Raw genomic sequence first — 10,554 nt, 5'->3', positions numbered from 1 at the left:
CAACTCGCTCAGGCCGCACTCGGCCCTCCAGGGACTGACGCCCCTGGAAGCAGCTCAGCAGGGAGCTGCAGCATGACCACATCCACCCACTCTCATTCACCCTGGACCGATAAAGGGGGTCACGTCATTGGCTTCCTCGGCCCAGCGCTCGCGCACCTTCTTGATGTCGCCCGCCAGCACACTCTCGAGGTAGTGGGCCGAATAGAACTCGTTGGCGTTGCTGATGCCGGGGAGGGCCATGGTCAGGTGGTGGCGGGCGTCGAGAGCGAGCAGGCGACAGAATGGGGGGACCGGAGCGGACCCCATGCGGACTTTTTCAGCGGTGATCGAGCGCTGCTCTGAAACCGGACTGCTGGTGGGCTATGTGCCGGGGTTCCTAGGAGCCCACAGCCAGGCCGAAAGCCTCGATGAGCTGCAGGCCAACCTGGAAGAGGTGATCGCCATGCTGCTCGAGGATGGCGAACCGCGCCTGGATGCCGATTTCGTGGGGCTCCAGCAGATCTGTATTCCGGCCTGACGGTGGGATCGCTACCAGTTCTCAAACCTTCCGAAGTGGTTGAGATCCTGCGAAAGCTCGGCTTCGAGATGGTCCGCCAGCGAGGCTCCCACCAACAGTTCAAAGACCCGTCAGGACGTTTTACAACCGTTCCCTTCCATAAAGGCCGGGACATTTCGCCGCCATTACTTCGCCAGATCGCAAAAGACATCGGCATGACTCCAGATGATTTCATCAGCAATCGCTGAGTCCCTTTGGCGGTTCTATCCCGAAGTTGCGCACCGCCTGAATGTGTTCAGGGCTGAGATCAGGGAAATCACTGAGGATCTCGTCCTGGCTCATGCCACTGGCCAGAACCTCGAGCACATCCGACACGGTGATGCGCGTGCCGGCGACACAGGGCTTGCCGCTGCGCACGCCTGGGGTGCAGGTGATCAGGGGAGGTGGGGAGCCCATGGGGGGCACGGTGATGGAGACGGGGGGACTCAACGTGATGCATGGTGCTTGGTGAGGCCTGATCAACTGCTGTCCCGGTGCAGCACCGCCACCACCTTGAGGTAGGGGGCGGGTTCGATGGTCATCACTTCATTCACAAAGCGTTCGTGATCGTCGAAGCGCACGTCGATCGCCTTCTGCTGGGCCAGGCGCCGCTTCTCCTTGATCTGCTGCGGCCGTTGATCTGCCGCGAAGCTGAGCTGTAGCTGCTCCACCTGGCGGCCTCGCAATCGCTTGAGGCGTTCGCGCTGGGCCTGCAGCTCCGGTTGCATGCGAGCCGTCCAGCGATCGGCGCAGCTCATCAGGTAGTCGTTGGCCCGTTTCACCGCGAAGGGAAGCTGTTTGGGGAGGTGGATGGGGATCGGGGCATTGGGGTTGGCATAGGGCTTGCGGCCCAGCTGCAGCCGCTCGGCCACCGCCTCAAACGGCTCCACTGCCACCACGTTCAGGCCCGATCCAGCGAAGCGCACCGCCACCCACTCCTGCACCACCGGCACCCCCTTCTGGTTGGGGATCGTGCCCTGAAACACCATCACCACCTCGCCTGGATCCAGGCCATCGCCGAGCTGGAGCACGGGCGCGCAGTGGCGTTGGAAGGTGATCTGGCCCCTGTCAGCCAGCCAGTCCACCAGCGGGTGCAGGTCCCAGAGGTATTCCAGCTCCGGCCGGCTGGAATCCTGCCGGCGGCTCTGCTCCAGGGCCCGCTGCAAGGCGGCCACCTCGGTGGAAAGCACCAGGCGCTGGCCCCGGGGCGGTTGCAGTTCCCGGGGGTAGCGGTCGTAGCGGCGCTGCAGATCGCTGGGCGGTGTGATCTCCAGGCGCTGTTGCTCCTGATCGGCGCGCAGATCGAGCTTTTCGCCGCGGCGCTCCATCTGCTCGGCCACCGCCTCCAGGGCCGTGTCCACGTAGCTCCAGAGGCTGGGGAACAGGCTGAAGGGCTGGCGCTGCTGCACCTGCAGCGGTGGAGTGGAGTCGGCGGTGGTGTCCCCGTCGTCTGATGAGCCGCTGCCGAACAGCTCCTCGAACAGGCTGTCGCCGCTGCCCTGGTCCAGGTAGGGCTGGGCGTTGGCATCCATGCGCTGCTCCAGCGCCTCCACCGTGCCGCTCTCAAACGCCCGGCTGATCTCCTCCTCCTCGCCCACGGCGTCGTAGACGCCCAGGAACACCGCCGGATCGCCGATGTTCTGCTGGGCCTGCTCGTCCTTGCGCTTGAGCAGCCGCAGCACCTTCTCGGCATCGCCCATGCCTTCGCTGCGGGAGCAGCTGAGCAAGTAACGGATCTGGGGTTGCTGCGCCTGGCCGTAGCGATCGATGCGGCCATTGCGCTGCTGCAGCGTCATCAGCGACCAGGGGATGTCGACGTGCACCAGTCGGTGGCTGAGGTAGTGCAGGTTCAGGCCTTCTGAGGCCACCTCGGTCGCGACGAGGATCCGCACCGCCTCCTTCTCCTGGGCGAACTGCTCCACCACCCGCGTCTGCTCCACATCCGGCATGGCGCCATCGAGGCCTACCACGGCGGTCTTGGGCAGGCCCAGATCAGCGGCCAGGTGCTCCACCAGGAAGCGCTGGGTTTCACGCCGGCCGGTGAACAGCACGATCCGGTCTTTGGGATCCTTGCCGCTCCAGCCCCAGTCGCTGCGAATCATCTGCAGCAGACGCTGGTACTTGGAGAAGTCGGCCGGGCCGATGGCGGCCAGCAGCGGTTCCAGTTCCTGCAACGCCGCCTGGTCGGCGGGGGCCGGGGTGGCGGCGGCCTCGAGGCGCTTGAGGCGGTTGCGCACCGTTTGCAGCGCCGCCATCGGGCTGGAGAGCAGGCTCTTGGCCAGGGTGGTCTTGAACAGCTGGCCCGCCTTGGCCTTGGCGTCGCTGTCGGGGAGCTTCAGGTCTTTGAGCAGGGCGAACACCCGCTCTTCCTTCTCACTCGCTGGGCACTCCACATCGGCGGTGTCGCGCTCCTTCACGCTGCTGCGCAGATCGGCGATCACGTCCTTGCGGAAGCGCCGCACATACAGATCCTTGATGTCGTCTTTGCTGTACTTGCTCGGATCGGCGATCGCCGTGGGGTCGAGCATGTTCATCAGGCTCGCGAAGCTCTCCGGCTTGCCGTCGTGCGGTGTCGCCGACAGCAGCAGCAACGTCTCAGAGCGCGTCGCCAGGCGCTCCGCCAGCCGGGCCCGCTGACTCTTCTGGGCGCCGCGAGCCCGCTCGGCCACGTTTTGGCACTCATCAATCACGATGATGTCCCAGCTGGCATTGTCGAGATAGAAGCGGTAGTCGCGGTCGTTTTTGAGCGTGTCAACCGAGACGATCGCTTTGTCGTAGTAGTGAAACGGGTTCTGATTGGTGGGGATCTGCTCGCGGATCCGCTGGATGCCCACCGAATCCAGCCGCACCAGCGGGATCGAGAAGCGCGTCCAGAGCTCCTTCTGGAACTGCACCAGCATGCTCTTGGTGGTCACCACCAACAGCCGCTTGCCCCTGCCGCGGCGGATCATTTCGCTGCAGAGGATGCCGCACTCGAGCGTCTTGCCCAGGCCCACCGCATCGGCGATGAGCAGCCGCTGGCGTGGCATGGCCAGGGCCTTGGCGGCCGGCTCCAGCTGGTAGGGCAGGGCATCCATCGCGGCGCGATGGCCCACCACCAGGGCGTTGTCGGTGGGCACCGAGCGGCGCAGGTGTGCTTCCAGGAACAGCAGGCTGTCGCGGTAACGCGGTGAGGGGTCGCTCACCAGGGCCGTGTCCTCCGGCTGCAGCACCTTGAAGCTGCCGGCAGCCTTCTCCACCTCCACCAGGAAGCGGGCCTCCTTCTCCCGCAGGAATGGCGACACGCCCACCACGTCGACCACCTGCTGGCCATCGGAGCTGCGGCCCAGGCTGCGCACCAGCCATTCGGCGCTGCGGCACTCGATGCGGGCTCCGGGGGCGAGAACGGCTTCTGGCATCAGCAGCCCGTCGGCTGGAGGGTGACAACGCCTCCAGTCTGCGTCGCTCTGCTGCAAACGACACTCCTTCTCATCGCTGCAGCTCCGCCTTGGTAGCCGCGGCGACCTGGGCCTGGCTGATCCCCGCCCGCAACCCCTCCAGGCACTGCCGCACCGGGCTGGTCTTCACCGCCACCTCCGGCAACAGCAGCCAGAGCTCCTCCGCCAGGAGCGGCGGCTCAGCCAGGGGCTCCAGCCCGTTGGCGGTCAGCCAGCCGGGCTCCAGCAGCGCCGGGCAGAGCGGCAGGGCCAGCCTCCGCTCCCGGGCCCGCTTCACCCAGGCGGCCGGCTCCAGGCAGGCCACCGGTTGGGGCTCCACCGCGAAGCCCCGGGCGATCACGGCCTGATGGAGCAGCGGAGCCGCACCCCTGGGGGGCAGCAGCACCCAACGCGTTGCTGGCGCGGCGGCCACCAGCTGCAGACGCAGACGCCCCAGGGGCAGGGCCCGTAGGCCATCCCAGAGAGGCTCCTCACCGGGAGGCAGCGGCTGCGGGAGGCAGAACGCACTCACGATCGCCCCATCCAGCAGGCCGAGGCCAACAAGTCCGGCCCAGTGGTCGCCGCAGCGCCAGCGGGGCGGGACCCGCTGCACCCCGGCCAGGCCGGCCAGCAGGCCCTGGTGCAGCACGTCGGTGCCAATGCCCAGCAGGCGCTCCATCAGCCATGCTCCCGGGAGGCCAGCCGCAGGTGCTGCAGGCACGGGTTATGGCCGTGGCGGCATACCCTCGACTGGTGCAAGGCCAGTTCGAGGTCGTCGAGGGTGGGCAGGTCCTCCAGCGGCATCGGCGGGCGGTAGGGGCTGGCCACGCGGGACGGAGGGGTTGCGGAAGGCAGCATCGCCGCCCCCATCGCTCGCCGGGACACCTTTCGTGCGAAAGAGGCGACGACCCTCACCACCGGCGCCTGGATCGCGGTGAGCAGCTCGTCCAGGGCGATCGGCTGGTAGACGGTCCCAGCAGCTCCCGGAGCCTCAAACTCCTGCCAGGCTGCTGCTGAGCCCTTTCCATGGACTCCCCCTGATCATCAAATGCATCATCAAAAGATGCCTAGACTGATGCCAGCCGTAGGCACAGCATGCGAACCACCGTGACGCTCGACGATGACCTGCTCGCCAGGGCCGAGCAGCTGTGCGGAGATCTGGAACGCAGCGCCCTGCTCAAGGAAGCCCTGCGGGCCCTGGTGCAACGCGAAAGCGCGAAGCGTCTTGCAGCGCTTGGAGGCAGTCAACCCGCGCTGGAGTCGATCCCCCGTCGCCGCAGTACGACGTGATCCTCGTCGACACCTCCGTGTGGGTGGAACACCTGCGCTGTGGCATGCCGCGCCTCGCCACGCGCCTGCTGGAAGGCGAGGTGCTGATCCATCCCTGGGTAATCGGTGAACTCGCCTGCGGCCATCTGCGCCATCGCCGGCAGGTGCTGAGTCTTCTGCAGGGTCTTCCGGCAGCCGTGGTGGCCAGCGACGAGGAAGTGCTGCTGCTGATCGAGCGCGACCAGTTGATGGGCCGAGGGATCGGTTATGTCGATGTCCACCTGCTTGCCTCCGCCCGCTTGAGCCACTGCCGCCTGTGGGCCCAGGATCGCCGCCTCGCTGCCGTGGCTGAAGAGCATGGGTTGGTGGTGGCGGAAGCAGGGCCCGGGTGAGGCCTAACTGGCAAGAGCCCCTGGTGGAAGCAACTGGGCGGCCCAATGGGCGCAACTCTGTGCCCTGGCTCGGTTCGGTGCTGAGACTTCTGATCGACACCAACATTCTGCAGCCAAGGCTGAAGATGAACGTGGTCTTTGCGTCGACGAGCTGATGCCGAGGAGTGCCTTGGTCAGAGCTTGCGCAGCGTGAGCAGGGAAGTGATCGGCTCAGTGATGAAAGCCTCGATGGCAGGGGAGTGAGCCATCAGGATTCGCAGGATCTCTGCTGTGCTGGTGTTGCCCACCACCAGCCAGATCACCTTCGGCGGGGCACCACGCAGCAGGCTTAGGGCGCGGAAGTCATCGTCTTTTGTCAGGATGGTAAAGCCGTGGTCGGCAGCAAACTTCCAGATCTGATGATCACTTCTGCCCTTCAGCTCCACATCACGGACATGCATGCTGCCCGCAAACTGTTCAGAGAGCGCGGAAACGAGCCTTGGGCTCAGGTTTTCATCCAGCAGCAAACGCTTTGTCATGCCCCCGCTCAGGCGACAGTCAGTTCGCTGAGACGTTTCTCACGCTCAGCGGCGTAACGCAGCACCGCCTGTATATGTTCTGGCCTGAGATCGGGGAAATCACTGAGGATCTCGTCCTGGCTCATGCCACCGGCCAGATACTCGAGTACATCCGAAACCGTGATGCGTGTGGAGGCGATACAGGGCTTACCACTGCGAATGCCCGGTGTGCAGGTGATCAGAGGTTCGGAGGTGGTCATCGTTCGAGTGTTGCGGTGGAGGTGGTTGCCTGAACCTTACGTAGAACTGTCATGGAGCGAGCACAATCATTGGGACATCTCGGGCAAACGGCAAGGCGTGTCCTTCATGCTGACAGCGCCAGAGCTTGGATGACTGCCAAGCGAGGAGACCAGGGAGGGCACCATAAAGGCCATGAAGGAGTCTTTGCTCACCATCTGGCTTGACGAGGCCCTTGAGCAGCAGCTGGAAGCAGCCTGCGCAGAAACAGGCCGCTCCCGCAGCGAGATCGTGCGTGAGGCGCTGCGGCGCCAGCTGCCGTTGTTGCGCTTCGAGCACCTGCGTGGCCAGGCCCTGCCCTTCGGGGAGGCGGCCGGCTGGCTCAACGACAACGACGTGTTCAGGGATGTTTCCTGAACGGACCCTCTCAGCTGAGCGGTGGCCACGGGGCAGACGGGAACACCCCTCGTGCGAAAGAGTGGTGGGGTCTCCCCGGTTGCTGTCGCCATGGCGCCCCTGCGCTGCCACCTGCTGATCGGCCAGCCCGCCAGCGGCAAGACCACCCTCGCCCGGGCCCTGGCGCCCCTGCTGGCCGGCCCCGGGGAGCCCCCCGCCCTGCTGCTCTCCACCGACGCGATCCGGGCGGAGGTCTTCGGAGATGCGGCGGTGCAGGGCCCCTGGGTGGACATCCAGCAGCGGCTGCACCAGCGCCTGGTGGAGGCCGTGGCGGCGGGCATCCCGGTGATCGTGGATGCCACCCACGCCCGCCGGGCCTGGCGGCTGGCGATCACCCAGGGCCTGCCCCTGCCGGCTCCGGTGGAGTGGATCGGCTGGTGGCTGTACACCGACCTGCCCACCTCGCTGGCCTGGAACGCCCGGCGCAGCCGGCCGGTGCCGGTGCCGGTGATCCAGGAGATGGCCGCCGCCCTGGCCGATCCCCACTTCGGGCCCTCCCGTGCGGAGGGGCTCGCCGCCCTCTGCACCGTGGTGCCCAGCCACCACAGCGATCTGGGTCCGGTGCTGGCGGCCGAACTGGCCGGGCTCGACCGTCGCATCCGCTCGGCCACCAACCGGGAGCGCCAGGTGCAGCGCCACGGCTATTCGCGCCTGCTCGATCTGGAGCGGCTGCTGCACCTGATCCGGCTGCTGAGCACCTGGCCCGACCTGGCGGCCAGCGATCCCGCCGGCGCCGAGGAGCTAGCGGCGATCCTCTCCCCCCTGCCGCAGGGCGATCTGGCCGATCGGGCCGCCGCCTTCCTGGGCCGCCTGCACGGCAGCTGCTACGCCGATGCGGCCGCGATCCGGCAGGACCTGGCCTGGCTGGAGGCCAACGGCTTCTGCAGCGCCCTGCCCGCCACCACACCGATCCAGCTGGCGCCCCTGGCCCGCAGCCGGCCCACCGCCGTGCATGGCGGGCTGCCGCCGATGGGGGACGGACCGGTGTTCCTGCGGGTGATGACCCTGCTGCGCCACCTGCTCCAGGTGCCCTTCGACCGGCCGGCCGAGTGCGGCGGCAACCTGCACGAGCACCTGATCGCCGCCATCGCGTCGATTCCGGGGGCGTACCTCCCGGGGGAAACGGCCACCCTGCGCAAGGACCTCGAGAAGATCCTCACCCCCTACGGCTTCCGCCACCGCAACGACAACGTGCGCCACGGCTACTGCCTGGGCACCGCGGTGCTGTCGCCGCCGCGGCTGCGGGAACTCCACAACGTGGTGCGCCAGACCGCCGGACGCCTGGCCGACCCCTCCGCCCAGGACCTGCTTGTCGAACTGGACGAGCGGCTGGGCTGGTCCGGCATCAGCGCCGCCGAACAGGCGCCGGTGCGCAGCTACGCCCGCCACACCGTGGTGGACATGGCCCTGGTCCGGCGTGATTCGCTGGCGGCGCCGCGCCGCGCCGAGGCGATCGAGACGGCGATCGTGGAGCACCGCCGCGTGCTGCTGAGGCGCTTCCCGGGCATGGGCAGCTATGCCGACGGCCCCAGCGGCGAGCTGCGGGTCTGGCCGCTGCAGCTGATCTTCCACCACGTGGGCTGGTATCTCCTGTTCGAGGAGGACCACCTGGGCCACGACCAGGGGCTGATCCGCAGCGAGCGGCTCGATCGCCTCGCCATGGCCCAGGCCCTCGGCGACCTGCGCCGCAGCTCAGGCAGCCACGCGGCGGCCCTCAAGCGGCTGGAGCGGCTGCTGCACCACAGCGGCGGCATCTACTTCGGCACCGACCTGGAGCAGCAGCGGCAGATCACCGGCGCCTCCCCCCAGCGCCGCGGCCAGGCGCTGGAGACCCTGCGCTTCCGCTGCGCCCCCTGGGCCTTCGCCTTCATCCGCGAGGGCCTGCAGCGCTATCCGATCGAGCACACCCGCTTCTCCCGGCCGCTCCCGGACGACACCTGGTGGCACCACCCCAGGGCCCCCCACGTGCTCGATCCCGGCCCGGCCGGCGGCAGCCACCCCTACCCGGTGGAACTCGACCTGCCCCCCTGGACCGTGGCCGCCGACATCGACCTGCGCAACTGGCTGTTCGCCTTCGGCGGAGGTATCCGCATCGAGAGCCCCGAGGCCCTGCGCCTGGAGCTGCTGCAGCGCTGCCGCGAGACGATCGAGGCCAACGGCAGCGAGGACCCCCAGCCGGCAGGGTTCAGCTTCCGCCGTCGCGCCCGGCCCGATTGAACGTCAGGGTCCGAGGGAGGCTCCCGGCCCGATTGAGCGTCCCGGCCAGCCTCAGATCCTCAGGGTCACCCGGCTGAGCAGGGTGGTGGCGCCGGTGGCGATGAACTGCACCCCGATCGCCAGGGTGAAGAGGCCCATCACCTTGATCAGCACCGTCATCCCCACATGGCCCAGCAGCCGGGTGAGGCGGGTGGCGAAGGTGAACATCAGGCCGATCAGAATCGCCATCGCCCAGATCGCCGCGAACAGCTGCAGACGCAGATCCAGGTTGCGGGCTGCCTCGGCGTACACCGTGATCGTCGACATCGTGCCGGCCCCGGTGGTGAGGGGCAGGGAGATCGGCACGATCGCCGAGGAGGTCATCTGCCCCACATCCATGCGGGACATATCGAAGTTCTTCTCGTGGGAATCGCCCGGATCGGTGGCATTGAGCATGCTCAGGCCGCTGAAGCCCAGCAGCAGCCCCCCGGCGATCTGGAAGGCGCTGACGCTGATGCCGAAGAACTGGAGCACCGCCGTGCCCAGGAAGTAGGCCCCCAGCATGATCAGCAGGCTGGAGAGGGTGGTGATCCGGATCACCCGCCGCACCTGGCTGGCGGGCACCCCCTGGCTCAGGGTGAGGAACGGCCCCATGGCGGGGAAGTTGTTGGCCACGGCGAACAACCCCAGCAGGTAGTGCTGGAAGGTGCTCGGCACCAGCAGTTCCGGAGGCATGGCCATGCGGCCCAGTATCGCTACGGGGCCGCCGGCTCCTTCCACAGCGGCGGCGTCGCGCCGGCCTCCAGCTGGCGCAGGCCCTTGTGCTTCTCCTCGGCGGGCTTGAGCGGCAGGCTGGCGAACTGCACCGGCTGGCTGCCGTCCAGTCCGGCCGCCAGCAGGCTGAGGGTTTCGCCCGGCGTCAGGTTGGTCTGCACCTTCGGCTGCAGCTGGCTCACCAGGAACGGCAGCTTCGCCAGCCGCTCCGGCTGCAGCATCCGCTCCCTGAGGCTGCTGGCCACCAGCTGCTGGTTGCTGCGGCGGCCGGTGTCGCCCAGCCAGGTGTCGCGGAAGCGCACCAGCTGCTCCACCTTGGCGCCCCCCAGCTGCTGGAGCCCGGCCTCCAGGTCAATGGTCAGCTTCTGGGTCCTGTCGGTGTAGCTCATCCGCCGCGGCGGGCTCAGTTCCAGCCCCCCCAGCCCGTTGACCAGATCCCTCAGCGCCCCCCGCGGGAGCACCAGGTAGCGGTCGGGGGAGGGGGGCTGCAGCCCCACCAGCTCCCGCACCGCATCGGCGGTGAGGGCCACGCCCCCGAGGCGAAAGGCCTCACCCAGGCGCTTGGGGCCCTTCTGCCCGGGCAGGTTCACCGCCAGCTCAGTGGGCAGGTTGAGCACCTGCAGGGGCCCCTGCGGGTTGACGCGCACCAGCAGCAGGGCATCGGCGTTGGCCGGCCCGGCGGGGGCGGCCTTGTTGGTCGGCGCGCCGATCGCCTCGGCATCACTGCCGATCACCAGCAGGGTGATGGCCCGCGCCGGCGGGGCGGCCAGGCTGGCCGGACC

The 10,554-nt window shown here is 68.0% G+C and carries 15 protein-coding genes; 6 read left to right on the top strand and 9 right to left on the bottom strand.

What is annotated here, in order from left to right; genetic code table 11:
• Window positions 1-96 precede the first annotated feature (96 nt).
• Window positions 97-306, bottom strand: a complete 210-nt coding sequence (locus VB737_RS03410; RefSeq protein WP_500311151.1) for a hypothetical protein — start codon at window positions 304-306, stop codon at window positions 97-99.
• Here VB737_RS03410 and VB737_RS03405 point away from each other — a divergent pair.
• Complete coding sequence (locus VB737_RS03405) at window positions 305-517, top strand: type II toxin-antitoxin system HicB family antitoxin (RefSeq protein WP_500311148.1); 213 nt, start codon at window positions 305-307, stop codon at window positions 515-517. The genes VB737_RS03410 and VB737_RS03405 overlap by 2 nt on opposite strands.
• Window positions 518-552: 35 nt before the next feature.
• Entirely contained in the window at window positions 553-744 is a 192-nt protein-coding gene (locus tag VB737_RS03400; protein ID WP_500311146.1) for a type II toxin-antitoxin system HicA family toxin, read from the top strand.
• Here VB737_RS03400 and VB737_RS03395 read toward each other — a convergent pair.
• The 4 genes from VB737_RS03395 to VB737_RS03380 form a co-directional block, all read right to left on the bottom strand.
• Entirely contained in the window at window positions 731-952 is a 222-nt protein-coding gene (locus VB737_RS03395; protein ID WP_500311144.1) for a DUF433 domain-containing protein, read from the bottom strand. The genes VB737_RS03400 and VB737_RS03395 overlap by 14 nt on opposite strands.
• Before the next feature lie 62 nt (window positions 953-1,014).
• Window positions 1,015-3,933, bottom strand: coding sequence for a DEAD/DEAH box helicase (locus VB737_RS03390; protein ID WP_500311142.1), 2,919 nt, complete (start codon window positions 3,931-3,933; stop codon window positions 1,015-1,017).
• A 70-nt stretch (window positions 3,934-4,003) separates the two neighbouring features.
• Complete coding sequence (locus tag VB737_RS03385; RefSeq protein WP_500311140.1) at window positions 4,004-4,630, bottom strand: hypothetical protein; 627 nt, start codon at window positions 4,628-4,630, stop codon at window positions 4,004-4,006.
• The gene (locus tag VB737_RS03380) at window positions 4,630-4,809 is read right to left on the bottom strand and encodes a hypothetical protein (protein ID WP_500311138.1); all 180 of its coding nucleotides are present in this window, start codon (window positions 4,807-4,809) and stop codon (window positions 4,630-4,632) included. Before VB737_RS03380 ends, VB737_RS03385 begins: the two co-directional genes overlap by 1 nt.
• 237 nt (window positions 4,810-5,046) lie before the next feature.
• On the opposite strand from VB737_RS03380, the gene VB737_RS03375 reads away from it, so the two are divergent.
• The gene (locus VB737_RS03375) at window positions 5,047-5,241 is read left to right on the top strand and encodes a type II toxin-antitoxin system VapB family antitoxin (RefSeq protein ID WP_500311137.1); all 195 of its coding nucleotides are present in this window, start codon (window positions 5,047-5,049) and stop codon (window positions 5,239-5,241) included.
• Window positions 5,238-5,612, top strand: coding sequence for a type II toxin-antitoxin system VapC family toxin (locus VB737_RS03370; RefSeq protein ID WP_500311136.1), 375 nt, complete (start codon window positions 5,238-5,240; stop codon window positions 5,610-5,612). The genes VB737_RS03375 and VB737_RS03370 overlap by 4 nt, the downstream gene beginning before the upstream one ends.
• Window positions 5,613-5,785: 173 nt before the next feature.
• Here VB737_RS03370 and VB737_RS03365 read toward each other — a convergent pair whose 3' ends face one another.
• Together VB737_RS03365 and VB737_RS03360 are read right to left on the bottom strand one after the other, a co-directional pair.
• Window positions 5,786-6,130 (bottom strand): DUF5615 family PIN-like protein, encoded by a 345-nt coding sequence (locus VB737_RS03365; RefSeq protein WP_500311135.1) that lies wholly within the window; start codon window positions 6,128-6,130, stop codon window positions 5,786-5,788.
• Window positions 6,131-6,138: 8 nt separating this feature from the next.
• Entirely contained in the window at window positions 6,139-6,369 is a 231-nt protein-coding gene (locus tag VB737_RS03360) for a DUF433 domain-containing protein (protein WP_500311134.1), read from the bottom strand.
• 172 nt (window positions 6,370-6,541) lie between these two features.
• Here VB737_RS03360 and VB737_RS03355 point away from each other — a divergent pair, with 172 nt between their 5' ends.
• Together VB737_RS03355 and VB737_RS03350 are read left to right on the top strand one after the other, a co-directional pair.
• Complete coding sequence (locus tag VB737_RS03355; protein WP_500311132.1) at window positions 6,542-6,763, top strand: ribbon-helix-helix protein, CopG family; 222 nt, start codon at window positions 6,542-6,544, stop codon at window positions 6,761-6,763.
• A 90-nt stretch (window positions 6,764-6,853) separates the two neighbouring features.
• A complete protein-coding gene (locus VB737_RS03350; protein ID WP_500311131.1) occupies window positions 6,854-9,019 on the top strand; it encodes an AAA family ATPase in 2,166 nt (721 codons plus the stop codon).
• A 51-nt stretch (window positions 9,020-9,070) separates the two neighbouring features.
• On the opposite strand, the gene VB737_RS03345 is transcribed toward VB737_RS03350, so the two are convergent.
• On the bottom strand, window positions 9,071-9,739 hold the full coding sequence (locus tag VB737_RS03345) for a MarC family protein (RefSeq protein ID WP_500311128.1): 669 nt from the start codon (window positions 9,737-9,739) through the stop codon (window positions 9,071-9,073).
• A gap of 14 nt (window positions 9,740-9,753) precedes the next feature.
• Window positions 9,754-10,554, bottom strand: an 801-nt coding sequence (locus tag VB737_RS03340) for an LCP family protein (RefSeq protein ID WP_500311126.1), incomplete at its 5' end; no start/stop codon positions are given.

The sequence above is a fragment of the Synechococcus sp. BA-120 BA3 genome, from assembly GCF_034931285.1.
GTDB lineage: Bacteria > Cyanobacteriota > Cyanobacteriia > PCC-6307 > Cyanobiaceae > Cyanobium.
The sequence above is the reverse complement of the archived record's forward strand: the minus strand, read 5'-3'. Positions and strand labels throughout refer to the sequence as shown.